The organism is Microbacterium sp. ABRD28 (assembly GCF_003850245.1).
GTDB lineage: Bacteria > Actinomycetota > Actinomycetes > Actinomycetales > Microbacteriaceae > Microbacterium.
Window position 1 is genome coordinate 3,229,454 of record NZ_CP031015.1, and the last position, 25,174, is coordinate 3,254,627.

Sequence of the window (25,174 nt, forward strand, 5' to 3'; positions counted from 1 at the left end):
GGCACGTGGCGCGCGCGGTGCGCGCTAGAGCGCCAGGCGCTCCCGCACGACCTCGGCGAGCTGTTCGGCGTGCCGTCGCGCGGTCACCTCGTCGGCGGCCTCGACCATCACGCGCACGAGCTGTTCCGTGCCGCTCGGGCGCAGGAGCACGCGGCCCGAGTCGCCGAGTTCGGCGGCCACCGCGGCCACGGCCGCCTGCACGCCCTCGTCGTCCGCGGCGCGCGATCGGTCGACATCCTTCACGTTCACGAGGATCTGCGGGTAGACCGTCATAATCGACGCGAGCTCGGCGAGGGACTTCCCGGTCCGGGCCATCTCCGACACCAGCTGCAGGCCGGTGAGGAGACCGTCGCCGGTCGTGGCGAAACGGCTCATGATGACGTGGCCCGACTGCTCTCCGCCGAGCGAGTAGCCACCCTCGTTCATCGCCTCGAGCACGTACCGGTCGCCGACGGCGGTCTGCAGCACACGGATGCCGTGGTCGGCCATCGCGCGATGCAGGCCGAGGTTGCTCATCACGGTCGCCACGAGCGTGTCACGCGCGAGCGCGCCGCGCTGCTTCATCGCCACCGCGAGGATCGCCATGATCTGATCGCCGTCGATGACGTTGCCCTCGGCGTCGACGGCGAGGCAGCGGTCGGCGTCGCCGTCGTGCGCGATGCCGAGGTCGGCCCCGGCGTCGCGGACAGCCGCAGCGAGCTGTGACAGGTGCGTCGAGCCCACGCCGTCGTTGATGTTGAGTCCGTCGGGGTCGGCGCCGATGACGGTGACGCGGGCACCGGCGTCGCGGAACGTCTCGGGCGAGACCCCCGAAGCCGCGCCGTGCGCGCAGTCGAGCACGACGTGGATGCCGTCGAGGCGGTGCTCGAGCGAGCCCAGCAGGTGCACCACGTAGCGGTCCTCGGCGTCGGCGAACCGGCGGATGCGGCCGACGCCGGCGCCGGTGGGCTGGAGCTTGTCCCACTCCATCGCCGACTCGATGCGCTGCTCGACGATGTCGGGCAGCTTCACACCGCCGCGGGCGAAGATCTTGATGCCGTTGTCGGGCGCGGGGTTGTGCGACGCCGAGACCATCACACCGAAGTCGGCGTCGATGTCGGCGATGAGAAACGCCGCGGCGGGCGTGGGCAGCACACCGGCATCGAAGACGTCGACTCCGGATGACGCGAGCCCGGCCTGAACGGCCGCGGAGAGGAACTCTCCCGAGACGCGCGGGTCGCGGGCGACCACGGCGGAAAGGCGCTTGCCGGCGGCGCGACGCGCCTCGGCAGTGCGGCCCTGGCCCAGGACGACCGCGGTCGCCTGGGCCAGGGTGAGTGCGAGATCGGCGGTGAGGGGGCCGTTGGCCAGCCCCCGCACCCCGTCCGTGCCAAAGAGCGGCATACGGCGGGAGGTTTCCGCGATCAGCGCTTGGAGTACTGCGGAGCCTTGCGGGCCTTCTTCAGACCCGCCTTCTTGCGCTCGATGACGCGGGCGTCGCGCGAGAGGAAGCCGGCCTTCTTCAGGGTGGGGCGGTTGTTCTCGGCGTCGATCTCGTTGAGCGCACGAGCGATGCCGAGGCGCAGCGCGCCGGCCTGACCCGAGGGGCCACCACCCGAGATGCGGACGATGACGTCGTACGCACCGGTGAGGTTCAGCACCGTGAAGGGGTCGGTGATCAGCTGCTGGTGGAGCTTGTTCGGGAAGTAGTCCTCGAACGTGCGGCCGTTGACCGTGATGGTGCCCGAGCCCGGGATGAGGCGCACGCGGGCGATGGCCTGCTTGCGGCGGCCCACGGCCGAGCCGGGGACCGAGAGCACGGGGCGCTCGACGGCTGCGGCGTCGGTGTCGACCGGGGTCTCGGTCGAGAAGTTGGAGTCGGTGTCGATGGAGTCGGAGATCTTCGCCACGAGTCTGTCCTTAATGTGTGCGGCGCTTACTGGGCGACCTGGTCGAAGGTGTACGTCTTAGGCTGCTGCGCGGCGTGCGGGTGCTCGGCACCCGTGTACACCTTGAGCTTGGACAGCTGGGCACGGCCGAGGCTGTTCTTGGGGAGCATGCCGCGAACGGCCTTCTCCACCGCGCGGACCGGGTTCTTCTCGAGAAGCTCGGTGTAGGTGACGGCCTTCAGACCGCCCGGGTAACCCGAGTGACGGTAGGCCATCTTCTGCTCGCGCTTGTTGCCCGTGAGGGCGACCTTGTCGGCGTTGACGATGATGACGAAGTCACCGGAGTCGAGGTGGTTGGCGAAGCTCGCCTTGTGCTTGCCACGCAGGAGGGCGGCGGCGTGCGAGGCGAGGCGGCCGAGAACGACGTCGGTGGCGTCGATGACCAGCCAGTCGCGCTGGATCTCGCCAGCCTTGGGAGTGAAAGTACGCGTCACAGTAGTGCTGCTTTCTTGATCGAACGGAGTGGTTCGTGAATCCCGCTCCGGTGGTCGTTATCCCGGCGGATGCCGGGGGAAACAGGCCGGTGGAGGGCTCACGTTCGCGGTGCGCTGCCAGCAGACTTCGCACCAAAGGGTTAGCTTACGTCATCCGGATGCCACGGCCAAACCCGCCCTCCACGCCCACCCGCGAGGGTGCACTCCCCACCCGCGAGGGTGCACCCCAACACCCGCGAGGGTGCACTCGTCAGTTCTCGCTGCGCGCGAGGTGAACATGGTCGTCATCGGCCGGCTCCGCGGCGTCCGATTTCTCCACACCGTTCTCGGAGACCTCGCCGGCCGCGACGGGACGGCCGGTGAGCCGCGACGAGACGCGCCGGAGCCACGACGGCTCGCGGACGACGCCCCCCGAAGAGGATTCTTCGACCTCGAGGCCGTAGTACTCGCCGATCTGGTCGACGAATTGCGTGCGCGCTGCGCGCTCGTAGGCCCGCCGCTCGCGACTGAAGGCGACGACGGTCGACCAGCACATCATGAGCATCACGACGCTGAAGGGCAGCGCGATGATGATCGCCGCGGTCTGGAGGGCCTGCAGGCCTCCGGTCACGAGCAGCGCGCCTGCGAGGACGGCGGTGGTGAGGGTGAAGAACACCCGCACCCAGCGCTTCGGGTTGATGTCGCCGCCGGTGGCGATCATGCCCATGACGAGGGCTCCGGAGTCGGCCGAGGTGACGAAGAAGATCGTGATCAGCAGCAGCACACCCGCGGTGAGCACCGGGGTGCCGGGGAGGAACTGCAGCAGCTGGAACAGCGCGGTGTTGACATCGACCGAGCCGTCGGCCGCGGTGAGCGATCCCGGCTGAGTGAGTTCGAGGTAGATCGCCGACCCGCCGAGGACGGCGAACCACAGCAGCGTCACGAGCGTCGGCACGATGATGACGCCCATCACGAACTGACGCACGGTTCGGCCTCGCGAGATGCGGGCGATGAAGATGCCGACGAACGGCGCCCAGGCGATCCACCAGCCCCAGTAGAAGGAGGTCCAGCTGGCCTGCCACGACTCGCCCGCCTCGCCCTGGAAGGCGGTGACGTTGAACGACAGTCCGACGAAGTTCTGGATGTAGTTGCCGATCGACTGCACCCACTCGCGCAGCAGGAACTCGGTCTGCCCGAAGACGAGCAGATAGAGAACGAGGATGCCGGCGAGGATGAGGTTGAACGACGACAGCCACTTCATTCCCCGGGTGACGCCCGAGAGCACCGAGATGAGCACGAGCACCGAGATGACGCCGATGATGGCGAGCTGGATCGGCTCACTCGGTTCGACCAGGCCGGCGAAGTCGAGGCCGGCGGAGATCTGCAGCACACCGAGGCCGAGCGAGGTGGCGACGCCGAAGAGGGTGCCGACGAGGGCGATGGCGTCGATCGCGTTCCCCCAGCCGCCGCGCACCCGGTCGCCGAGAAGCGGCTCGAGGGCCCATCGGATGGAGATCGGGCGCTTGCGGCGGTGGATCGCGTAGGCGAGGCTCAGCCCGACGATCACATAGATCGACCAGGCCTGCACGCCCCAGTGGAGGTAGGTCTGGCTGAGGGCGGCCTGCGCGAGCTGTTCAGGGGTGCCAGTGACGCCGGGCCGGGGTGAGACGAAGTGGCTGAGGGGTTCGCTCACCCCGTAGAACACCAGCCCGATTCCCATCCCGGCGGCGAAGAGAAGCGAGAACCAGGCGCCGAGGGAGAACTCCGGCTCATCGTCGTCGCGACCGAGGCGGATGTCGCCGAACCGGCTGAATCCGAGAAAGAGCGCGAACGCGACGAAGAAGGCCGCGATCAGCACGTAGTACCAGTTGAAGGCGTTGACGATGCTCGTCTGGATGGCGCCGAACGACGCCTCCGCAAGATCGGGGGCGAGAAGCGCGAAGGCACTGAAGGCCAGGGCGATCGTTGCAGCGGGCCAGAAGACCCATCGTTCGATGGTCGAGCGCCGGGCGGGGTCGGCCGTCATGGCCTTTCGGGTGTCAGCCATCCGTCCAGGCTAGCCAGGGCGACACGCCGGCCGCCAGTTGAGCGGGTGCGCGGACGGTGGGCGGACGGCGGGTGGGCGGAGGCCGGGCCGAGCCGCGAAGCGAATACGAGGTCGCTCAGCGCGTCACCGAAATCGCTCACACAACAGACCGAACCATTCGCGGGGTTCGTGGACACTACTGATCATGGGCGATGAAGACGGCGATGACTGGATGCGTGTGCTCGCTGGGGACGCGGACGCGCTGCGTCCTCTCCTCGCGCGCCACGGCCCGCGGCTCTTCCGGCACGCATCGCGCTTCCTGAGCACACGCGAAGACGCGAAGGACGCCGTCACGATCGCCTTCTTCGAGTTGTGGCGGCACCGCCGGACCGTGCGCCTCGTCGACGGATCCCCGCTTCCGTGGCTTGTGAATGCCGTCACGAACTCGGCTCGCAACCTCGAGCGCTCGGCGCGCCGGTACCGCACGCTGCTCGACCGGGCCGAGCCGCGGCGCGACACCATCGACCCGATCGAGACCATCGATCAGACCGGCGCCCTCGCGGCTCTCGACCGGCTTACGGCGCGCGAGCGCAGCGTCATGGTCCTGACCGTCCTCGCCGGATTCACCGAGCGCGAGGCGGCCACGGCCCTGGGCGTTCCGGTCGGCACCGTCAAATCCCGACTCGCCCGAGCGAAAACACGGCTCCGCGGCGAACTCGCCCACCTGCAGGAGGCCTGAGATGGCGAACGACGACACACTCCGCCCCGACGAACTTCGGGACATGTCCAACCGCGTCATCGGTGGCGCAGAGCGGCTCTCGGCAGCGCGCGCACGACGCGGCCGGATCGGTGCCGTCACGATCGGGGTCGTTCTGGTCGCGGGAGTCACGGCGGTCGCCCTCAGCTCCCAGTTCTGGAGAGCCCCCGAGGTCGCGGCTCCCAGCCCAACCGCCTCGGCCACGTCGTCCCCCACACGCACGCCGACGCCCCCGCCCACTCCGACGCCCACCTCCACTCCCACCCTCACCCCCACCCAAACACCGAGCCCCATACCGACTCCGAGCCAGACCGAGACCGAACCCCCCTCGCCGCCTTACGCGCCTGCGGATGCGCAGGCGGAGCTGGATGCCATCGGTCCGGATGCCGCGGGCGACGACCCGGCCCGCAACAGTGAGCGGTCCGCCCGGACCGATGCGCTCGCCGCATACGCAGCGTGGCAGCTCGGCACGAAGGTGGCGCTCATCCGGCCGACGTACGTCGGCTTGCCGGACGACCAGTCCGACTCGCCGAACAGCGTGCTGTGGTGGGTCGTGACCAGTGAGCCCACCGGGCTGCCCCACTCGTACGTCCACACCGTCGACGGGATGGAGTGGACGGGGTGGGGTCAAGGCGATCGCGATCTCGCCGCCCTCCAGGCGCGGCTGTCCGCGTTCTTGGCGAGCGAGTACCCCGGCGAGTCGTGGGTCGTGCTCACCCAGGGCCAGTGACTCGGGAATCGCGCTCCACCCCCACTGCGACCGCTGATCCCGCCTTACCCGGCGACCACCAGGTGCTCGCCGTCGGCGGGCAGCTCTGCCGATCCATCGACGGCGAACGCCATGGGCACACCCTGCCCCGTCCACGCCGACGCACGGTCCATGAGCTGAGCGTGCACGTGCGGCTCGCTGGTGTTTCCGGAATTGCCGCACCGGGCGATCACGTCGCCCGCGCGCACCCGGTCGCCCACCTTCACGGCGACCGATCCGCGCTGCAGATGCGCGACGACCGCGCACACGCCACCTTCGCCGCGGATGACGACGTGGTTGCCGAGGATGAAGCGCGCACCGCCGAGTTCTCGCAGCATCCCCTCGACCATCATGTAGACGAAGGCGAGCAGGCTCGATCGAGACCGGTGGTCGCGCATGCCGTCGACGCGCCGCACCACGGTGCCGTCGATCATCGCGAACACCGGCGCACCGAATGCGGGGTAGTCCTCAGGCGGGCGCATGGCAGGTCCCTCGCCGAAGGCGGGGCGTGCACCGTCGGTCGGCTCGCTCACCAGGTCGATCGCGTACGCCTGCCCCCACGCGCGAACGCCATGGCTCGGCACTTTGGTGGCGGGGCTGTTGACCGCCAGCCAACGTCCGCGGACGGGCGGGGCCAACGTCATCCGCTCCCGTTCGGGAAGAAGACGCGGCGCCAGCACCGAGAGGAGGACGCACAGCACCGCGACGACCACCGCCGGGAGCGCGAGCACCCCCAGCGCCGCGACGACGGCACGCACCGCCGGCGCCTCGACGTCGCGGAAGAGCGCGGCCGACAGTGCCAGGAGGACGAGCACTGCGGCGGCCGGATAGTAGAGGACGCCCCGAACGCGATAGAGGGCGAGGATGACGCGGGTCACCGCTCCGCCCCCGCGATGACGGCGAGGAGAGGCACGACACGTGTGGCCGGCACCTCGTAGCTGCCGCGGCCGCTCTGACGCACCCAGCCGGTCGCGACGAGCTGGCGGAGGTGGTGGTGGAGCTGGCCGGTGGTCCCGAGATCGTCGAGGGTGGCGAGGTCGGCCGTGGTGTGACGGCCGGCGAGGATCTGCCGCAGCAGTTCGAGGCGGACCGGATGCCCCAGCGCGGCGAGCGTGGCGGCGTGGGCGGACCACTCCGCAGCGAGGAGCCCCTCGGCGCCGAAACCCTGCTGCCAGACCACGTCGCCGCCGCCGCCGGGCAGGCGGACCGAACCGACGAGCATCACCGCACCGTCGGTGGTGCTCGGGTGGTCGGCGAGGCGGGCCTGAAGTCCATGGAGGGCCCAGAAGGTCTCGGGGTCGAGGCCGGGGCCGGGGCCGGGGGCCTGGGCGTCGCCGGGCGCGGGGGCCGGGGCGGCCGGGGCGCCGGGCGCCGCGGGGGCGGCTTCGGCTTCTAGAGCGGTGAGGCGAGCGGCGAGCGCAGCGACCTCCTGGCGCAGATCATCGAGCGCGGTCGCATCCATTCTTCAATACTACGTACTTACGTAGTATTCATCACCGTCTGTCGGAGACGAACGGCAGTGACGCGTCGATGATCCGCTGGAGAAGGGAGACCGCCGTCGACCGACGGGCGACGCCGGCGGGTCCGGTCGCGGCGGTGAGCGCGTCGGCGTAGGCCCCGACGGCCAGGTCGGCATCGGCCGACCGCGCCGAGGAGGAACTGTCGCCGATGGGGGTCGCGACGAGATCGGCGCACCGGCGGATCGCGACGGCGAGCGCGCCACGCGCCTCGAGTCCGACCGCGGCATCCTTCTCGCGGTCGAGCGCGGAGAGGACATCGGCGAGGTCGCGGCTGTAGAACGCGATGCGCTCGAGCGCGCGCATCCGCTGCAGATTCTCGCGCTGCTCGGCGCGGTGCCGGCGACCCCGCGGGTTGCCGCGCAGGCTCTCGTCGGCCTCGCGCACCTCCTCATGGACGTCGGCGATGACGGCGTCGAGGCCGGCGTCGGGCTCGGACACCTCGGCCGCGTCGATGTTCCCCTCGGCCACACGGTCTGCGAGCACGCGCAGGAGCTGGGCGATCTCGTCGCGCAGCTCCGACAGTCGTCCGCTCGCGGTGTCGAGGTAGACCGGCGGCACGATCAAGACGTTGATGACCACCCCGACGAGCACCCCGAAGCCCACCGTCAGCAGGTATGACACCGAGAAGTCGTCGGCCTGCGAACCGCTCAGCAGCAGCACGAACAGCGCCGCGATCGCCACCCACTCCCGGCCGACACCCAGCGCACGGATGCCGCCGATGATCACCCCGATCGCGATGACGAGGGCGAGCGTCAGCACGGCGGGAAGCCCTGCGAACAGGGCCACGATGCCGAGGAGACCGAGGCCGATGCCGACGGCGAGTCCGAGCAGTGCCTGCGCACCTGACCTCGCAGACGCTGCGACCGTCGGATACATGCTCACCAGCACGCCCAGCGGCGCGTAGTAGGAGTACTGGTCCTCGGTCGGCAGCAGGGGCGCGAGCACCCACGCCAGCGCACAGCCGATCGCCGTCTTGGCGGCCATGAGGAGCCGCGGGGGTGCGGTCATCTCCCGCCACCAGTGCGCGGAGACCTCCGAGACGCGTTGTGCCATGGGGTGCCTCATTCCGGGGGGCGAGGGGGGCATCACTGCTCGCGACTGTAGGCGAGCGCCGGGCCTCACTCAACGGCGTCCCCGACCCGGCCGGGGGCGGTTACTCTCGCGACCCGCCCCCACCGAGCTCAGCGCGGGGCAGCGCGGCTATGCGTCTCGCTCGACGGCGAGCCAGAGCTCGGCACGGCCGGAGTCGCCGTCATCCGACCGCTCATGCACCGCGAGGATCTCGGGTGCTGCGACCGTCCGATACGGATGCGAGGGGAACCAGTCGCCGTAGGCGTCGGCCCACACCTGCTGGAGCGCATCGAAGAAGCCGGTCTCGGCCGCCACGTCGAACACCACCCACGTCTGTGCGGGCACCTCGAGCGTGTCGAACGACTCCGGGATGTCGCCTGCCGGCCGCCGGGTCGCGACCCCGTAGACGTAGTGGAACTCGCTGCCGTCCGCGCGATCCGGCGCGAAGTCGGTGGACACCGAGAAGGGTCCCGCCGGGTCATCCATGTCACTGATCGCGGCCAGCTGATCGGCGATCGTCGGCGGCAACGAGCGGTGGAACGCGATCATGTCGGGGTTCGGCCCGCGGTACACCAGCGGAATCCTGGCGCCGGGCCCGGCGATGCGGAACGGTTCGAGGTCGACGATGCGGTGGCGCATGGGGGAGCTCCCTTCGATGGTGAGACGCAGCCGCAGACGAGGCTGAGCCGTGAGGATGGCGCCGGGACGGCGGGCCTGCTCAGGCGTGAGCCCGTGCACGGCGACGAACGCGCGGCGGAACGCATCGGCGGAGCCGTACCCGAAACGTAGGGCGACGTCGATGAGGGGCTTGCCCTCGAGCACGTCGGCGGCGGCGACGCTCATCCGACGTCGCCGGACGTATTCCGACAGCGGCATCCCGGCGAGCACCGAGAACACGCGGCGGAAGTGGTACTCCGACGTGACGGCCGCGCGGGCGAGCGCGGCGACGTCGATCTGCGTTTCGAGGTTCTCCTCGATGAGGTCGATCGCGTCGTTCCACCGTTCGAGCATCGCGTTCCTTCCCGTGTCATCCTGCCGACCGGATGGCCGACGTGTCGATGCTAGGAAGGGCGGGCGGCGTCACGCCCGACAATCGATGCCCGGGTCGGTCGGCGCGCGCGAGGGTGCACGCGCAGCCCGCCAGGGTGCACGCGCAGCCCGCGAGGGTGCACGCGCAGCCCGCGAGGGTGCACGCACCACGCCCGAGGGTGCACGCGTTGCCCGCAGGTGCGCACCACCGGCGGGCACGGAGGACACCCTCGCGGGGAGGGAGCGCACCCTCGCGGGGAGGGAGCGCACCCTCGCGGCCGGGGAGTGCACCCTCGTGAGGAGCGAGCGCACCCTCGCGGCCGGGGCCTCGCGGCCGGGGCGGGGCGCTAGGCGCGCGGGCCGGCGACCAGCCGGTCGCCGGACCACGCCACCGGCAGCGGGTCGATCACTCCCCCGACGAACCGCCCCTCGGCGTCGGCGTTGCGGAACGCGAACAGCAGCCATTGCCCGTCCGAGCGCCGCCGCAGGAGCCGTCCCACGTACAGCCGCTCGTCGGTCACCGGGTAGGCCGCGTCGACGTCGAACGGCCCGAGCACGCTGTCGGCGTTGATCGCCCACGTTCCTCCGCCTCCGGGCTCCCCCGCCCGCGACGGCATCGCGTGCTCACTTCCGCACGAGAAGATCAGCACCGGGCGGCCGTCGATGACCTCGACCTGCGTGACCTCGAGCTGCCCGAACCCGTGCTCGCTCGGCGCGCTCAGCGCCGGGCGCAGCTCCCACGAGCGCAGGTCGCGCGACCAGGCGTGCCCGATCACCCCGCGCCCGAACGCGGGCCCCTCGGGCGCACGCGCCGTGACGTACATGTGCCACCCGTTCCCGTCGGGATCGGGGAACACCCACGGGTCGCGGAACGCTTCGTCGTGCCAGTCGCCCGAGTCGAGCGTCTCGTACCAGGGCGCCTCGGCCGACGCCACCGGCCCGGGCGCCCTGGTCCAGGTCAGGAGGTCGGGCGAGGTCGCGTATCCGATCCGCTGCACGTTCTTGCCGCCGGCATCCAGCGACGCCCCCGTATAGAAGAGGTACCAGGTGCCGTCCGGGTGCCGCACCACCGAGCCGGTCCACGTCGCCAGGTCGTCGAACGCCGGCGCGTCGGAGTGCACGAGCGCGTCGGCCACCTGGGTCCACGACTGCAGGTCGGTCGAGACCGCGTGCCCGATCGCCGCCCGGTAGTGCCGCGCGTCGGGGTCGCCGAGCGCACGTGAGGCGTAGAGGAAGAACAGGTGGTACTGCTCTCCGTCGTCGGCGAACCAGAAATCCCACACCCAGGAACCGGGCAGATCGAACACAGCAGACCTTTCAGAGACATCGAGAGAGACGTCGAGAGAGACGTCGGGCGAACCGGTGACAGCGCCCCGCATCATCCCTTCACCCCGCTCGCGGCGATCGACGAGACGAACGCCCGCTGGAACACCAGGAAGACGATCAGCACGGGCAGGGTGATGAGCGAGGTGTAGGCCATGACCTCACCCCAGGCGGTGTTGAGCTGGAAGAAGTACTGCATGCCGACCATCACCGGCCGCAGCTCCTCGCGCTGCACGACCATGAGGGGCCAGAGGTACTGGTTCCACGCCGGCAGGAAGGTGAGGATCGCCACCGTGGCGAATGCCGGGCCCGAGAGGGGCACGATGATCCGCCGGTAGATGGTGAACCAGCCGGCTCCGTCGATGCGCGCCGCCTCGTCGAGCGACTTGGGGATCGTGGAGAAGTACTGCGTGAACAGGAAGATCGAGAAGGCGTTGGCGATGAAGGGCACGATCTGCACCTCGTAGGTGTTGAGCCATCCGAAGTCGTACTTCAGCACCCCGCCTTCGATCACGAGCGTCGGCAGCTGCGCGACCCAGTAGACCATCGGCACCGCGATCGTCTCGAAGGGCACGATGAGGGTGGCGATGATGATCGCGAGCACGACGAATCGGCCCCGCCACGCCAGGCGCGACAGCGCGAAACCGGCCATCGAGTTGACGATCAGCCCGAGACCCACCGTCAAGACGGTGACGAGCACCGAGTTGAACAGGAACTGCGCGACGGGCACCCGGTCGAACACCCCGAAGTAGTTGTCGAGGCTGATGTCGCCGACCGGCAGGAAGGCCATGGGCGAGTCGATGTCCTGCAGGATCTGGGCGTCGGGCTTCAGGCTCGAGACGAACATGAACACCAGCGGGAAGAGGAAGATCACCGCGAACACCGACATGGCGGCGTAGAGGAAGATCTTCCCGGTGCGCCGGCGCCGCTTCTCGCTGGCGTCGGTGGCGATCCGAGCGGATGCCGCGGCGCGGCCCTCGGGCCCAGTGCGCGGGCGGCTGCGGGTGTCGGTCATGTCAATCCTTCTCCCTCGTCAGGCGCCGCTGGATGAGGGCGATGATGAGTACCGCGACGAAGAAGATCAGCGAGATGGCGGCGGCGTAGCCGATCTCCTGCTGCTCGTATCCCTTGCGCACGGCGTAGTAGACGATCGTGGACGTGCTGTTCACCGGCCCGCCCTGGGTCATCACGTCGATCTGGACGAAGAGTCCGAGCGCGGCGATGGTGATGGTGACGAGGACGAACACCATCGTGGGGCGAAGGCCCGGCCAGGTGACGCTGACGAACTGGCGCCAGGGGCCGGCGCCATCCATCTTGGCCGCCTCGTAGAGCTCTGCGGGGATGGTCTGCAGCCCCGCGAGCCAGATGATCATGTGGAACCCGACGGCCTGCCAGATCGACAGCACGATGATCGCGCCGAGCGCGGTCTGCGGATTGTTCAGCCAGTCCATGCCCGACCACGCCCCGAAGGTGATCGTGTCGATCATCGAGTTGATGAGGCCGTTCGGCTGGTAGAGGAAGCGCCACAGGATCGAGACCACGACGATCGAGGTCACGACCGGGATGAAGAAGATCACCCGGAAGGCGGTGACCCCTCGCATCCGTCTGTTGACCAGGACCGCCAGCAGGAGGCCGAGGCCTGCCTGCACCGGCACCACGACGAGGGCGAAGAGGAAGGTGTTCCAGACCGACTGCACGAAGACGCCGTCGGCGGTGAAGGCGCGGACGAAGTTGTCGAGCCCGACGAAGCGCGGCGGGTTCGGTGAGATGAGACGGGCGTTGGTGAACGAGAGGGTGAAGGCGAGGATGACGGGGATGATGAGGAACAGCACCAGCAGGATGCCGGCGGGTGCCATCATCGCCAGGCCCGCCCAGGTCTCTCGACCCTTCGTGGTGCGGAAGCGGCGGGTCGCGCGCTGAGGTGTCTCGGCCGCGACCGTCGGAGGCGTGACAGTCATGAGAAGTCTTTCCCGAATCGTGCGGGCGGGAAGCGGCGGCTCCCCGCCCGCACGGTCAGTGATCAGAAGCCGTAGCCGTCGTTGGATTCGATGTTGGCGTCGATCTCCTGCACGGCCCGGTCGAGGGTCTCCTGCACGTCGGCGCCGTTCATGATGTCTTTCGCCGCGGTCTCGAACGTGGTGGAGATCACCGCGTAGGCCGGGGTCTCGGGGCGGAGCACCGCGAACTGCTGCGACAGCTCGACGAAGGGACGCAGCACGCCGTCGGGGCCGAAGTACTCGGACGTCTCGGCGGCGCCCTCGGTCGCGGGGATCACGATCTGCTTGTCGGCGAACTCGGTGATGTACTCGTCCTGGAAGCTGAACTCCAGGTACTCGCGGGCACCCTCGACCTCCTCGCAGGTGGACGAGATCGCCCACTGCCACGAGCCGCCGCCGATGACCGGGCCGTTGCCGAGGTCGGGCGGGGGCAGGATGACGAGGTCATCGCCGATCGCCTCGACCGAGGCCAGGGCGTTCCAGACGCCGGTGTAGCTGAGCGCGACCTCGTCGTCGACGAACTCCTGGTTGCCGATCGTGCCGCTGTTGCTGGCGAGACCATCCGCGAAGAGGCCCTGGAACCACTCGCCCCAGGCGACGGCTTCCGGTCCGTTGAGCGCACCGTCGGCGCTCAGCATCGTGTCGCGGTCGATGAGGTCGCCGCCGAAGCTCTGCAGGAGCGGCGAGTACGCGTACGGCCACCACTCGCCGGTGTCCTCCGCGCCGATGTCGATGGGCGTCTCGTAGCCGGCATCCTTCAGAGTCTGGAGGGCGGCGTTGAACTCGTCCGCCGTCCAGGGCTCGTCGACCGTCGGGATGCGGATGCCGTTCTCGGTGAGCACCGACTCGCGGGCGAAGATCGACAGCGCGGCATCCCAGTACCCGGCGGAGTAGATCTCGTCGTTCCACACTCCCACCGCGGTCGGCAGGAGCGAGTCGGTGATCTCGGTGGAGATCCCGAGCGGCTGGATGTACTCCGCCCAGGCCCAGTTGGGCATGATCGGGCCGTCGAGATCGAGAAGGCAGGGAAGATCTCCGGATGCCGCGGCGGCGACGATCGCGTCGTTGTAGGCGCCCTGCGGGAAGGACTCTTCGACGACCTCGTACTGGTCCTGCGACGCGTTGAAGTCGGAGATGATCCGTTCGTAGACCTCGAGCTCGGCGGGGTTGCCGGCGGAGTGGGTCCACATCGTGATCTGGGTGCGACCGTCTTCGGTGGTGGTGCTGCCCTGGCCGGCCTGCCCGCAGCCGGTGAGGGCGAGGGCTCCAATGGCGCCGGCCGCAACAAAAGCCGGGACTGTTCTGCGCATCTGTGATTTCCTGTTCTGGTGGTCGACCGCTACGTCGACCACCGATCGGGGACCGCTTCGGCGGTCGTTCGGTATCTCAAGTGGTCCGCCGTCGGCTCTGTTTGGCGACGTGCGCCGGCGGCGGGCCCACGGACTCCCGTCGGATGACGGGACATTCCATGCGGTGCGTGGCGTCGGTGTTCCCATCCGCGCGGACGCCGAGCGCGACCTCCATCGCCCAGCGACCCATTTCGTAGTGGGGCAGGGCGACGGTGGTGAGGGGTGGGTCTTGTTCCGCGGCGACCAGCAGCTGGTCGTCGTAGCCCACGACCGAGAGGTCGTCGGGGATGCGGAGACCGCGGCGGTGCGCGGCGTTGTAGACGCCGACGGCCATGCGGTCGTTGAAGGAGAAGATGCCGGTCGGCCGTTGGTCGGCAGGCAGGTCGAGGAGACGTTCGGCGGCGAGCCGAGCCCCGTGCGCCGTCGACTCGCCACCGCGGATGTGCAGGGCCGGGTCGATGGGGATGCCTGCGTCGGTCAGCGCCTGGTGGTACCCCTCGAGGCGGAGGAACGAGGCGATCGGGCCGTCGGAGGTGTCGAGGAACGCGATCCGGCGATGACCGGCCTCGATGAGCACGCGGGTCGCGGCGTAGCCGCCCTCCCGGTCGGCGGGGACGACGCTCGGGAAGCCGCCGTTCACGGGACGGCAGTCGAGGAACACCGATCCGGCCGGCAGCGACTCGGGCACCTCGACCACGCGGTGCCACATGCAGGCGTAGATCATCGCGTCGACCTGCTGGGCGCGCAGCGCCGAGATCGCGTCGCGCTCGACCCCCTCGTCGCCGCCGGTGTCGACGAAGATCACGAGGTGGCCGTTCTCGCGGGCGGCGTCCTGCGCACCGGCGAGCATGCGGCCGGCGAAGGGCGTCGTGGCGATCTGGTCGGAGATGAGGCCGACCGTGCGGGTCTGGCGCGTGCGGAGGCTGCGCGCCACCGAGCTCGGCGCGTAGCCGACGGCGACGGCGGCCTCTCGTACGCGCTGGCGGGTGGTCTCGGAGATGCGGGACTCGACGTCGTTCATCACCAGAGACACCGTCGTCACCGACACGCCCGCGGCTGCGGCGACATCGGAGATGCGGGGCCGGCTCATGTCACTCCATCGTGTGAGGCTTCGGTCGAGGTGATAAATCGATTTATCAGATTATGCACCGCGCTCGCGCGCGTCGTCAACCCTTTTTCGCGAGGGTGCGCTCCCTGCCGGCGAGGGTGCGCTCCCTGCCGGCGAGGGTGCACTCCTGCGCGGGGAATGAGTGCACCCTCGCGGGGAAGGAGTGCACCCTCGCGTTCTCTGTGGGCGGGCGGGCGGGTGGTATATCGGAATCCCGGATGCCGCGGGCCGCCGAACCCCTATGCCCGAAACGTCGCGCCCCGAAACCCGAAGGTTCCCTCTCTTGCGCGACCGGCAGGCATACAGTCACCTCAGGAGGTCCCCCGCCTCTTGCGTGCGACGCGCCCCCAGGCCTTCGTGTCGCCGCAGCCCGTCCGCCCCGTCGGGCACCCGCCGATGAATCCGAGAGGGATCCATGTCGACGCTCGCCACGCACACCGTCAGGTGGATCGATGGCGCCGCGACGCCCTCCGGCAGGCCCGGTCGTCGCAGCCTTCCCCCGCTGCCGGCCGTTTAGGCGCAGGCGCCGGGACTGCGACGCCCCCCGCCCTCGGTCCCGGCGCCTGCTCTTCTCGTCACTCTCCCGTCGCGCTGCGCTCCGCCGCGCCGCGCCCCGCGCGTCACGACGGTCGCAGAACTGCCCGAGCGTCGCAGAATGCGGGCGACTCGCTGCAACACTCGTGACATCCCGCAACGCCGGCGACCTCACCTCGCGCTGGTGATCGCTCATGCCGTGCCGTTGCGCGCCCGCGACCCGTCACAAAACGTCGCCGACCGGCCGCGCAGGCAGCATCCTCTGACGGGTCGTGGTGCCGGTGGGAACCTCGACCGGTACCACGGGAGGACCCGGCGCGGCACGGTTCATGCTGAGGGCGGATGTGGCGGGGCAGCCCCATCCGTAGCGTGAGGTCCATGATCAGTGCAGAAGGCCTCACGAAGAGGTACGGCGCCAAGACCGCCGTCGACACCATAGATTTCACCGTGAACTCCGGCCAGGTGACGGGGTTCCTCGGCCCGAACGGCGCGGGCAAGTCCACCACGATGCGCATGATCGTCGGGCTCGATCGCCCGACCGCGGGATCCGTGTCGGTCAACGGCCGTGCGTACGCGGCCCACCGTGCCCCGCTCCGCGAAGTCGGCGCGCTCCTCGACGCCAAAGCCGTGCACACCGGCCGTACGGCCGAGAATCACCTCCTCGCCATGGCCGCCACCCACCGGATCGGCAAGAAGCGCGTCCGCGAGGTGATCGAGCTGACGGGCCTGGAGTCGGTCGCACGCCGACGCGTCGGAGGCTTCTCCCTCGGCATGGGTCAGCGTCTCGGCATCGCGGCGGCCCTTCTCGGAGACCCCGCGACGATCATCCTCGACGAACCGGTCAACGGCCTCGACCCCGAGGGCGTCCTGTGGGTGCGGCAGCTCGTGAAGCACCTCGCCGCCGAAGGACGCACGGTGTTCCTCTCGTCTCACCTGATGAGCGAGATGGCGCTGACCGCCGACCACCTCATCGTGCTCGGCAAGGGCCGGATCATCGCCGACGCCCCGGTCGCCGACATCATCGCCGGCGGCACAGGCCCGCGGCTGCGGGTCCGCTCGCCGCAGGCGAGCATGCTCGCCGAGCTCGTCGCCGCTCCCGACGTCACGATCACCCGTTCGGCGTCGGATCTGCTCGAGATCACCGGGGTGGATGCGCCGGTCGTCGGCGATCTCGCCGCCAAGCACGGCGTCGCCATCCACGAACTGACCCCCCTCAACGCCTCACTGGAAGAGGCATACATGGACCTCACCGCGGACGCGGTGGAATATCGAACGGAGGCGGTCCGATGACCACCGCGACCATGTCGCCTACCCCCGCCGACACCCTCGCCGACGCGCGCCTGACCTTCCCCGGCACGGTCCGCTCGGAGTGGATCAAACTTCGCACCGTGCGGTCGACCATCTGGTCGTACGCACTCCTCGTCGCGATCTCGGTCGGACTCGCCGCCCTCGTTGCGTTCGCAATCACGAACATCCCGGAGGGTGTCGCCGGCGAAGCGCCCGGCGCGCAGCCGATCCAGACCGTCGTGCAGGCCTCCGTCGCCGGCGTCACCTTCGGCCAGCTCATCGCGGGCATCCTCGGCGTCCTGGTGATCAGCGGCGAGTACACCACCGGCATGGTCCGCTCGACGTTCCTGGCGGTGCCGGGGCGCATCTCGGCTCTCGCGGCGAAGGGAATCGTGCTCTTCTCGGCGACGTTCATCGTCGGCCTGATCGCGAACGTCGCCGCGTACCTCGTCGCGTCGCTGATGCTGTCGCAGGAAGACATCGCCGCGCCGATCACCGACCCGGGCGTCTTCTGGCCGCTCCTGGGCGCCGCCCTCTACCTCGCGATGGTCTCGCTGTTCGCCCTCACGGTCGGTGCGCTCGTCCGCAGCAGCGCAGGCGGGATCGCCGTTGTGGTCGGCGTCCTGCTGATCCTCCCCACCATCCTCGGCCTCGTCCCCGCGGAGTGGGCGCGTGACGCCGTTCCGTACCTTCTGTCCAGCGCCGGCGCCGGCATCTACAGCTCCGCCACCCTGACACCCGAGGGTGACGCGCTGGGAATGTGGGTGAACCTGCTGGTCACAGGCCTGTGGGTGGCGGTCCCCGCCGCCGCGGCGGCCGTCATGCTGCGCACCCGCGACGCGTAACGTCGACGGTATGACCGCTGCTCGGCTCTCCCCCGATCGCCCGGTGACGGCGGTCGGGGGAGAGCTGCGCCTGCCGCGGCCGCCGGGAGTGATCCGGCGGTTCTGGGCGAGGCATCCGTTGCTCGTCGACATCCTGGTCGCCGCGGCGTACTTCCTCCCGGTCCTCTCGGCACTCACTCTGGCCGCCCCCATCGACCCGATGCCGCTGTGGGTGAGTATCACCGGCGTCCTCCTGGTCTCGGTGACGGCGGTCATCATGGTGGTGTTCCGCCGACGCAGGCCCTGGGTGCTGGTCGGTGCCGGCTGGATGACGACCCTCGTGGTCTACCCCCTCGAGTCTGTCAACGTGCTCGCGATCGCCATCGGCCTGTATGCGCTCGCCGTGTATCGATCGACCCGGTCCGCATGGATCGGGTTCGCCGGCTCGGCGGCGGTCGGTACGGCGGCGGCGGCGGTCGTCTCCTTCGTCGAACCGAGCCCGTTCATCGCACCGTCGACGCTCTTCCTCCTCGCGCTGGCCCAGGCGGTGGCCACCCCGCTCATCGGAACCCTGATCGGCATCAACGTCGGCAACCGTCGCCGCTACGTCGGGGCCCTCATCGCCCGCGTGGAAGATCTGGCCCGTGAACGTGACCGGCAGGCGCAGCTCGCGACCGCGCTCGAGCGGTCGCGGATCGCCCGCGAGATGCACGACATCGTCTCGCACAGCCTGACTGTGATGGTCACCCTCGCCGACGGCAGCGCCGCGACGTCCGCCCGCGACCCCGGCCGCGCGGCCGAGGGGATGCGACTGGTGGCAGACACCGGACGCGATGCGCTCGTGGAGATGCGGCGGATGCTGGGGGTGCTCGCCGACCCCGACACGACAGCCGCCGACGCGAGGGCGCCGCAGCCGGGAACCGCGGCCCTCCCTGAGCTGCTCGAAAGCTTCCGCGCCGCGGGGCTGCCGGTCACACTGACGACGGCGGGGGCGGGTGTCACGGATCCGAACCTGCAACTGACCGTCTACCGGATCGTGCAGGAGGCGCTGACCAATGCGTTGCGCCACGCCCCGTCCGCCCGACGGGTGGACGTGACGATCGAGCGGGTCGATGGGGACCTGAGGGTCGAGGTGGTCGATGACGGGGTGGGGTCTCAGCGCTCGCTTGTCGACGCCCGCCACAGCGGCGCTGACGGTCACGGCCTGATCGGTATGCGGGAACGGGTGGCGCTGTACGGCGGCACCTTCGAGGCGGGGCCGCGCGGGATCAACGGGTGGCGGGTCCGCGCCGTGTTGCCGGCGCCAGAGCGGCCCGACGGAGAGCGAGAGTGAGCGAAACGAGGAGCAGCACGATGTCCGACATCGCGGGCAGTCGAATCCGGATGGCGATCGCCGACGATCAGGCGCTCGTGCGCGCGGGCCTGCGCATGGTGCTCGAGGCGGAGCCCGACATCGACGTCGTCGGCGAGGCCTCCGATGGGCATGAGGCGATCGAGCTGACCCGCGCGCGTCAGGTGGACGTCGTTCTGATGGATGTGCGGATGCCGCGGGTCGACGGCATCGCCGCGACCGCGTCGATCGTGGCCGGCCCGCACCCTCCGCGGGTGCTGATCCTCACCACCTTCGACCTCGACGAGCACGCTTTCGCCGCGATCCGCGCCGGGGCGAGCGGGTTCATGCTGAAAGACGCCCGCCCGGCAGACCTCCTCGCCGCGATCCGCGCGGTGCACGCCGGGGATGCCGCGCTCGCGCCTCGCATCACTCGCCGCATGCTCGAGTTGTTCGGCCGGGACGTGCCGGCGGAGCCGACGGAGCTGTCCGGCGAAGCGGCATCGTTGACGCCTCGCGAGCTCGAGGTGCTGACCGCCATCGGCGAAGGCCTCAGCAACGCCGAGATCGCGGAGCGGCAGTTCGTCGCCGAGTCGACGGTGAAGACCCACGTCGGTCGGCTGCTGACGAAGCTGAACGCCCGCGACCGCGTACACCTCGTCATCTACGCGTACGAGCACGGACTGCTGCGTCCGCAGGGTCGCCCGCGCGCCGACTGACACGTATCGCGCGGCCCCACGTGCCCGCGACCCGTCACAAAACGTCGCTCGCGCGCCGCACAGGCAGCATCCTTCGACGGGTCGCGGGCGCTGACCGCACATCAGGACAGGTCAGCTTCGCGGCCCGGCCACGACCCGTCAAAAAAAGTTGCTCACGCCGCGCGCGGATCGCATCTCTTGACGGGTCGCGGGCGCTGGCCGCGACCGGACCGCTGGGTCGACGGGTCGCGGGGGCGAAGCGCCCGCGTCAGGCCTTGACGAGCCGCGCGATCGCGTCCGACGCCTCTTTGAGCTTCAGCGCCGCCTCGTCGCCCCCGCGCGCCGCCGCGTCGACGACGCAGTGCTTGAGGTGATCGTCGAGCAGCCCCAGCGCGACGTTCTCGAGCGCCGAGCTCAGCGCCGAGATCTGGGTCAGGATGTCGATGCAGTACTGCTCCTCCTCGACCATCCGCTGGATTCCCCGCACCTGCCCCTCCACCCGCCGCAGGCGATTGAGGTAGCGCTGCTTGTCGCTGATGTATCCGTGGGGGCCGGCGTGCGTGTCATCCGTCCCGTGATCGTGCGCGACCGTCGTGTCCGTCATGATGTGATCCTCTCGGAACGATTCTCTTCAAAAGCAGGGATGCCGCCACGCAGCGCAGCCGCGCTGGCCTCGGGCCGCAGGTCGAGTCGGCGCAACAGCTGGGCGTTGAGCGCGACGACGATCGTCGACAACGACATCAGGATCGCACCGACCGACATCGGAAGCACGAACCCGATCGGCGCGAGCACGCCCGCGGCGAGCGGCACCGAGATGAGGTTGTAGCCGGCGGCCCACCACAGGTTCTGCTTCATCTTGCGGTAGCTCGCGCGCGAGAGCTGGATGACCGAGAGCACGGAGCGCGGGTCGTCACTGGCGAGGATGACGCCGGCCGACGCGATCGCGACATCCGTGCCCGCACCGATCGCGATGCCGACATCGGCCTGCGCGAGCGCGGGCGCGTCGTTCACGCCGTCGCCGACCATCGCGACCTTCCGGCCCTCGCGCTGCAGCTCCTGCACCTTGGCGCTCTTGTCTTCGGGACGGACGCCCGCGAACACCCGATCGATGCCGAGCTCGTCGGCGACCGAGCGGGCGACGGCCTCGGCGTCGCCGGTGATCATGACGACCTGCACGTCCAGCCGGTGCAGCGCATCGACGGTCTCGCGCGACTCGTTGCGCACGGCGTCGGCGAGGCGGAGCGCGCCGATCACGGCCCCGTCGGCGACGACGTGCAGGATGATCGCGCCGTCGGCGCGCCACTGGTCGGCGACGTCGAGCTCGGCGGCCTTCTCCTCGGCGAGGAGGTTCGGCCCGCCGACCCGCACGCGGGCGCCCTCCACGGTGGCGGTGACGCCGACCGCGGGCGAGGAGTCGAAGTCGGATGCCGCGGGCACCACGATCCCGCGATCGGAGGCGGCCTGCACGATGGCCTTCGCGAGCGGGTGCTCCGAGTCGGCCTCGGCCGCCGCGGCGAGCGCAAGCACACGGGTCCCGTCGTGACCGGCCGCGGGTTCGATCGCGGTGACGGCCGGGCGGCCCTCGGTGAGGGTGCCGGTCTTGTCGAACAGGACCGTGTCGACGGTGCGCATCTGCTCGAGGGCGAGGCGGTCCTTGACCAGCACGCCGCCGCGCGCGGCCCGCTCGGTCGCGATCGAGACGACGAGCGGAATCGCGAGGCCCAGCGCGTGGGGGCAGGCGATCACGAGCACGGTGATCGTGAGGATGACGCCCTCGTCGACGTTGCCGACGAGCGTCCAGACCAGCATCGTCAACGCGGCCGCGCCGAGCGCGAACCAGAACAGCAGGGCGGCGGCGCGGTCGGCGATGCGCTGCGCGCGTGACGAGGAGTTCTGCGCGTCGGTCACGAGCCGCTGAATGCCCGCGAGAGCGGTGTCGTCGCCGACGGCGGTGATCTCGACGCGGATGCCGGAGTCGGTCGCGACCGTGCCCGCGACGACCGCGGCGCCGGCCTCGCGGCGCACGGGCTTCGACTCGCCCGTGATCATCGACTCGTCGATGCTCGCCGAGCCCGCGACGACGCGACCGTCGGCGGGGACGCGTCCGCCGGGTCGCACGACGACGATGTCGCCGATACGCAGGTCGCTCGGCGCGACGGTCACGGTCTGGTCGCCCTCGACGCGCTCCGCCTCGTCGGGGAGCAGCGCGGCGAGCGAGTCGAGCGCGGAGGTGGTCTGCGCGAGCGAGCGCATCTCGATCCAGTGGCCGAGCAGCATGATCACGATGAGGAGCGCGAGCTCCCACCAGAAGTCGAGTTCGTGATCGAGGATGCCGAGGCTCGACCCCCAGGATGCGACGAACGCGACCGTGATCGCCAGGGCGATGAGGAGCATCATTCCGGGCGTGCGCGAGCGCAGCTCGCTGACCGCGCCGGTGAGGAAGGGGCGGCCGCCCCACACGTACATGACCGTGCCGAGGACGGGCGAGATCCAGGGGACCCAGGGCTGATCGGGCAGGGAGTAGCCGAGGAGCATGGCGAACATGCCCGAGAAGGCGATGACGGGCGCGGCCAGGATCAGGTTCCACCAGAACAGGCGCCGGAACTGCCCGACGTGGTCGCCGTGCCCCGCGTGCCCCCCGTGCCCCGCGTGCCCGCCGTGCCCCTCCTCAGCGCGAGGGTGCACTCCCTCCCCGTGAGGGTGCACTCCCTCCGCGTCAGGGTGCACTCCCTCCGCTTGAGGGTGCACTCGTTCCGCGCCGGGGCGCACTCCCTCGCCCGCAGCGTGTGCACCCTCGCGCGCAGCGTGTGCACCCTCGCGAGGAACATGCGCACCCTCGCCCACAGCGTGTGCACCCTCGCGCGCAGCGCGTGCACCCTCGCGGGTCGGAGGGGTGATGGCGTGGTGCGCGTGGTGGTCGTGGTCGGCCATGATTGACTCCTTCCGGGTACCCCCTGGGGGTATCAGAGAGAACTCCGCGACACCGCGGCGTATTCCGCCGATCCGCGGAAGGCCGACCGGAATCCCCGCAGCCGAAGGCTGTTGCTCACCACGAACACGCTCGAGAACGCCATCGCCGCCCCCGCGAGCATCGGGTTGAGAAGCCCGAGCGCCGCGAGCGGGATCGCCGCGACGTTGTACGCGAACGCCCAGAAGAGATTGCCCTTGATCACCCCGAGGGTCCGCCGCGACAGGCGGATCGCATCCGCCGCCGCCCGCAGATCGCCCGAGACGAGGGTGAGGTCGGAGGCCTCGATCGCGACATCCGTCCCCGTCCCCATCGCCAGGCCCAGGTCGGCCTGCGCGAGCGCGGCGGCGTCGTTCACGCCGTCACCGACCATCGCGACGACCCGCCCCTCCCCCTGCAGACGCTTCACGACCTCGACCTTCTCGGCGGGCAGCACCTCGGCGATGACATCGTCGATGCCGACCTCGGCCGCCACGCGCCGCGCCACCGTGTCGTTGTCACCCGTGAGCAGCACCGGCGTGAGCCCGAGCCGCCGGAAGGCCATGATCGCCTCGGCGCTCGTCGGCTTCACCTGATCCGAAACGGTGAGGATGCCGCGGGCGGCACCGTCCCACCCGACGATCACCGCGGTCGCACCCTCGCCCTCCGCCAGGCGCTTGGCCTCAGCCAGATCGGCGGGCAGCTCCACGGCCCACTCGGCGAGGAGCGCATCTCGTCCGACGAAGACGAGGTGCCCATCAACGACCCCCTGCACGCCGCGTCCCTCGAGGTTCTGGAACGACTCGACGACAGGCAACTCTCCGAAACGCTCGCGAACCGCGACCGAGATCGCCCGGGCGATCGGATGCTCCGACGCCTCCTCGACAGCCCCCGCGAGGCGCAGCAGCTCGTCCTCCGAGACGCCCGCCGTGGCGACGACGCCGGTCAGCGTCATCCGTCCGCTCGTCACCGTGCCGGTCTTGTCGAGCACGATGGTGTCGACGCGGCGGGTCTGCTCGAGCACCTCGGGGCCCTTGATCAGGATGCCCAGCTGCGCGCCGCGACCGGTTCCGACGAGCAGCGCCGTGGGGGTGGCGAGCCCGAGCGCGCAGGGGCAGGCGATGATCAGCACGGCGACGGCCGCGGTGAACGCCGCCTCGGCGCCGAAGCCGGCGCCGAGCCACGCGCCCAGCACGCCGACGGCGATCGCGATGACGACGGGCACGAAGACGCCCGAGATCCGGTCGGCCAGGCGCTGCACCTCGGCTTTGCCCGACTGGGCCTCTTCGACGAGCCGCGCCATCTGGGCCAACTGGGTGTCGGCACCGATGCGGGTGGCGCGCACGACGAGCCGCCCGCCGGCGTTGACGGTCGCACCGACCACCGCGTCGCCGACCGTCACTTCGACGGGCACCGACTCGCCCGTGAGCATCGAGGCGTCCACGGCGCTCCGCCCCTCGACGATCACGCCGTCGGTGGCGATCTTTTCCCCCGGGCGCACGACGAACTCGTCGCCGACGCGCAGGTCGCCGATCGGCACCCGCACCTCCCCCGCCGGGCGCCCGTCAGCAGAGCGGCGCACCGCGACATCCTTCGCCCCCATGTCGAGCAGGGCACGCATCGCGTCGCCCGCCCGGCGCTTCGCGCGCTTTTCGAAGTAGCGACCGGCGAGCACGAACATCGTCACGCCCGCGGCGACCTCGAGGTAGATGTTGGCCGACCCGTCGCTCGGCGCGATGGCGAGGGTGAAGGGGTGGACCATGCCCGGCTCGCCGGCCGTGCCGAAGAACAGGGCCCAGAGCGACCAGAGGAACGCCGCAGAGACGCCGACCGAGATGAGGGTGTCCATCGTCGCCGCGCCGTGGCGGAGGTTCAGCCCCGCCGCACGGTGGAACGGCCACGCCGCCCACACCACCACGGGCGCGGCGAGCGCGAGCGCCGCCCACTGCCAGTAGGTGAACTGCAGCGCGGGGATCATCGAGAGCACGATGACGGGAACCCCGAGGATGACGCTGCCGATCACCCTCTGTCGCAGCGACCGGAGCTCGGGGTCGTCACGTCCCTCGGTCGACGCGGCCGTCGGGTCGGGCTCGGGCGGAGCGGGAAGCGCCGCGGTGTAGCCGGTCTTCTCGACCTCGGCGATGAGCGTGGCGGGGTCGGTGCCCGCGGGCACCTCGACGTGCGCCTTCTCGGTGGCGTAGTTCACGCTCGCCGTCACTCCGTCGAGCTTGTTGAGCTTGCGCTCGATGCGGTTGGCGCACGACGCGCACGTCATGCCGCCGATC

Annotated in this window: 22 protein-coding genes; 6 read left to right on the top strand and 16 right to left on the bottom strand. The window is 70.3% G+C overall.

The genetic code is table 11. The features are described 5' to 3' along the window. Window positions 1-24: 24 nt before the first annotated feature. From glmM to DT073_RS15585, 4 genes are all read right to left on the bottom strand, one after another. Window positions 25-1,383: a phosphoglucosamine mutase gene (gene glmM, locus DT073_RS15570; RefSeq protein ID WP_124294219.1), complete on the bottom strand. Its 1,359-nt coding sequence runs from the start codon at window positions 1,381-1,383 to the stop codon at window positions 25-27. 20 nt (window positions 1,384-1,403) lie between these two features. Then, a complete protein-coding gene (rpsI, locus tag DT073_RS15575; protein ID WP_124294220.1) occupies window positions 1,404-1,889 on the bottom strand; it encodes a 30S ribosomal protein S9 in 486 nt (161 codons plus the stop codon). A 26-nt stretch (window positions 1,890-1,915) separates the two neighbouring features. Then, window positions 1,916-2,362: a 50S ribosomal protein L13 gene (gene rplM / locus DT073_RS15580; RefSeq protein WP_124294221.1), complete on the bottom strand. Its 447-nt coding sequence runs from the start codon at window positions 2,360-2,362 to the stop codon at window positions 1,916-1,918. 250 nt (window positions 2,363-2,612) lie between these two features. Beyond that, a complete protein-coding gene (locus tag DT073_RS15585) occupies window positions 2,613-4,388 on the bottom strand; it encodes a BCCT family transporter (RefSeq protein ID WP_124294222.1) in 1,776 nt (591 codons plus the stop codon). 184 nt (window positions 4,389-4,572) lie between these two features. On the opposite strand from DT073_RS15585, the gene DT073_RS15590 reads away from it, so the two are divergent. Beyond that, window positions 4,573-5,106 (top strand): RNA polymerase sigma factor, encoded by a 534-nt coding sequence (locus DT073_RS15590; RefSeq protein ID WP_124294223.1) that lies wholly within the window; start codon window positions 4,573-4,575, stop codon window positions 5,104-5,106. Between the two features lies 1 nt (window position 5,107). Then, window positions 5,108-5,854 (top strand): hypothetical protein, encoded by a 747-nt coding sequence (locus DT073_RS15595; RefSeq protein WP_124294224.1) that lies wholly within the window; start codon window positions 5,108-5,110, stop codon window positions 5,852-5,854. Between the two features lie 44 nt (window positions 5,855-5,898). Here the strand turns inward: DT073_RS15595 and DT073_RS15600 are convergent, their stop codons facing one another. From DT073_RS15600 to DT073_RS15640, 9 genes are all read right to left on the bottom strand, one after another. Further along, window positions 5,899-6,750 carry a M23 family metallopeptidase gene (locus DT073_RS15600; RefSeq protein WP_124294225.1) on the bottom strand — a complete coding sequence of 284 codons (852 nt, stop codon included), beginning with the start codon at window positions 6,748-6,750 and terminating at the stop codon, window positions 5,899-5,901. Then, the gene (locus DT073_RS15605; protein WP_124294226.1) at window positions 6,747-7,334 is read right to left on the bottom strand and encodes an ArsR/SmtB family transcription factor; all 588 of its coding nucleotides are present in this window, start codon (window positions 7,332-7,334) and stop codon (window positions 6,747-6,749) included. Before DT073_RS15605 ends, DT073_RS15600 begins: the two co-directional genes overlap by 4 nt. A gap of 31 nt (window positions 7,335-7,365) precedes the next feature. Then, window positions 7,366-8,445 carry an FUSC family protein gene (locus DT073_RS15610; protein WP_240638643.1) on the bottom strand — a complete coding sequence of 360 codons (1,080 nt, stop codon included), beginning with the start codon at window positions 8,443-8,445 and terminating at the stop codon, window positions 7,366-7,368. 147 nt (window positions 8,446-8,592) lie between these two features. Next, the gene (locus tag DT073_RS15615; protein ID WP_124294227.1) at window positions 8,593-9,474 is read right to left on the bottom strand and encodes an AraC family transcriptional regulator; all 882 of its coding nucleotides are present in this window, start codon (window positions 9,472-9,474) and stop codon (window positions 8,593-8,595) included. Window positions 9,475-9,839: 365 nt separating this feature from the next. Beyond that, window positions 9,840-10,799: a glycoside hydrolase family protein gene (locus tag DT073_RS15620; protein ID WP_124294569.1), complete on the bottom strand. Its 960-nt coding sequence runs from the start codon at window positions 10,797-10,799 to the stop codon at window positions 9,840-9,842. Window positions 10,800-10,870: 71 nt separating this feature from the next. Beyond that, a complete protein-coding gene (locus DT073_RS15625; protein WP_124294228.1) occupies window positions 10,871-11,830 on the bottom strand; it encodes a carbohydrate ABC transporter permease in 960 nt (319 codons plus the stop codon). 1 nt (window position 11,831) lies between these two features. Further along, complete coding sequence (locus tag DT073_RS15630; RefSeq protein WP_124294229.1) at window positions 11,832-12,773, bottom strand: carbohydrate ABC transporter permease; 942 nt, start codon at window positions 12,771-12,773, stop codon at window positions 11,832-11,834. Window positions 12,774-12,835: 62 nt separating this feature from the next. Then, window positions 12,836-14,122: a sugar ABC transporter substrate-binding protein gene (locus tag DT073_RS15635; RefSeq protein ID WP_124294230.1), complete on the bottom strand. Its 1,287-nt coding sequence runs from the start codon at window positions 14,120-14,122 to the stop codon at window positions 12,836-12,838. 76 nt (window positions 14,123-14,198) lie between these two features. Further along, window positions 14,199-15,251 (bottom strand): LacI family DNA-binding transcriptional regulator, encoded by a 1,053-nt coding sequence (locus tag DT073_RS15640; RefSeq protein ID WP_124294231.1) that lies wholly within the window; start codon window positions 15,249-15,251, stop codon window positions 14,199-14,201. A gap of 930 nt (window positions 15,252-16,181) precedes the next feature. On the opposite strand from DT073_RS15640, the gene DT073_RS15645 reads away from it, so the two are divergent. The 4 genes from DT073_RS15645 to DT073_RS15660 are packed head-to-tail and all read left to right on the top strand — an operon-like array spanning window position 16,182 to window position 19,963. Beyond that, complete coding sequence (locus DT073_RS15645) at window positions 16,182-17,093, top strand: ABC transporter ATP-binding protein (RefSeq protein WP_124294232.1); 912 nt, start codon at window positions 16,182-16,184, stop codon at window positions 17,091-17,093. Then, window positions 17,090-17,935, top strand: a complete 846-nt coding sequence (locus tag DT073_RS15650) for an ABC-2 transporter permease family protein (protein WP_124294233.1) — start codon at window positions 17,090-17,092, stop codon at window positions 17,933-17,935. The genes DT073_RS15645 and DT073_RS15650 overlap by 4 nt, the downstream gene beginning before the upstream one ends. 10 nt (window positions 17,936-17,945) lie before the next feature. Then, on the top strand, window positions 17,946-19,247 hold the full coding sequence (locus tag DT073_RS15655; protein ID WP_124294234.1) for a sensor histidine kinase: 1,302 nt from the start codon (window positions 17,946-17,948) through the stop codon (window positions 19,245-19,247). Between the two features lie 20 nt (window positions 19,248-19,267). Next, complete coding sequence (locus tag DT073_RS15660; protein WP_124294235.1) at window positions 19,268-19,963, top strand: response regulator transcription factor; 696 nt, start codon at window positions 19,268-19,270, stop codon at window positions 19,961-19,963. A 247-nt stretch (window positions 19,964-20,210) separates the two neighbouring features. Here DT073_RS15660 and DT073_RS15665 read toward each other — a convergent pair whose 3' ends face one another. The 3 genes from DT073_RS15665 to DT073_RS15675 all read right to left on the bottom strand — a co-directional run bounded on the left by DT073_RS15665 (window position 20,211) and on the right by DT073_RS15675 (window position 25,164). Then, window positions 20,211-20,546, bottom strand: coding sequence for a metal-sensitive transcriptional regulator (locus DT073_RS15665; protein ID WP_124294236.1), 336 nt, complete (start codon window positions 20,544-20,546; stop codon window positions 20,211-20,213). After that, window positions 20,543-22,627, bottom strand: a complete 2,085-nt coding sequence (locus DT073_RS15670; RefSeq protein ID WP_353681939.1) for a heavy metal translocating P-type ATPase — start codon at window positions 22,625-22,627, stop codon at window positions 20,543-20,545. The genes DT073_RS15665 and DT073_RS15670 overlap by 4 nt, the downstream gene beginning before the upstream one ends. A 278-nt stretch (window positions 22,628-22,905) precedes the next feature. Beyond that, entirely contained in the window at window positions 22,906-25,164 is a 2,259-nt protein-coding gene (locus DT073_RS15675) for a heavy metal translocating P-type ATPase (RefSeq protein ID WP_124294571.1), read from the bottom strand. Window positions 25,165-25,174: the final 10 nt, after the last annotated feature.

Coding starts and splice junctions, on each gene's coding strand:
- glmM (WP_124294219.1), bottom strand. CDS start 1,383: ATGCCGCTCTTTGGCACGGACGGGGTGCGGGGGCTGGCCAACGGCCCC.
- DT073_RS15585 (WP_124294222.1), bottom strand. CDS start 4,388: ATGGCTGACACCCGAAAGGCCATGACGGCCGACCCCGCCCGGCGCTCG.
- DT073_RS15590 (WP_124294223.1), top strand. CDS start 4,573: ATGGGCGATGAAGACGGCGATGACTGGATGCGTGTGCTCGCTGGGGAC.
- DT073_RS15595 (WP_124294224.1), top strand. CDS start 5,108: ATGGCGAACGACGACACACTCCGCCCCGACGAACTTCGGGACATGTCC.
- DT073_RS15605 (WP_124294226.1), bottom strand. CDS start 7,334: ATGGATGCGACCGCGCTCGATGATCTGCGCCAGGAGGTCGCTGCGCTC.
- DT073_RS15610 (WP_240638643.1), bottom strand. CDS start 8,445: ATGGCACAACGCGTCTCGGAGGTCTCCGCGCACTGGTGGCGGGAGATG.
- DT073_RS15615 (WP_124294227.1), bottom strand. CDS start 9,474: ATGCTCGAACGGTGGAACGACGCGATCGACCTCATCGAGGAGAACCTC.
- DT073_RS15625 (WP_124294228.1), bottom strand. CDS start 11,830: ATGACCGACACCCGCAGCCGCCCGCGCACTGGGCCCGAGGGCCGCGCC.
- DT073_RS15630 (WP_124294229.1), bottom strand. CDS start 12,773: ATGACTGTCACGCCTCCGACGGTCGCGGCCGAGACACCTCAGCGCGCG.
- DT073_RS15635 (WP_124294230.1), bottom strand. CDS start 14,122: ATGCGCAGAACAGTCCCGGCTTTTGTTGCGGCCGGCGCCATTGGAGCC.
- DT073_RS15640 (WP_124294231.1), bottom strand. CDS start 15,251: ATGAGCCGGCCCCGCATCTCCGATGTCGCCGCAGCCGCGGGCGTGTCG.
- DT073_RS15645 (WP_124294232.1), top strand. CDS start 16,182: ATGATCAGTGCAGAAGGCCTCACGAAGAGGTACGGCGCCAAGACCGCC.
- DT073_RS15650 (WP_124294233.1), top strand. CDS start 17,090: ATGACCACCGCGACCATGTCGCCTACCCCCGCCGACACCCTCGCCGAC.
- DT073_RS15655 (WP_124294234.1), top strand. CDS start 17,946: ATGACCGCTGCTCGGCTCTCCCCCGATCGCCCGGTGACGGCGGTCGGG.
- DT073_RS15660 (WP_124294235.1), top strand. CDS start 19,268: ATGTCCGACATCGCGGGCAGTCGAATCCGGATGGCGATCGCCGACGAT.
- DT073_RS15665 (WP_124294236.1), bottom strand. CDS start 20,546: ATGACGGACACGACGGTCGCGCACGATCACGGGACGGATGACACGCAC.
- DT073_RS15675 (WP_124294571.1), bottom strand. CDS start 25,164: ATGACGTGCGCGTCGTGCGCCAACCGCATCGAGCGCAAGCTCAACAAG.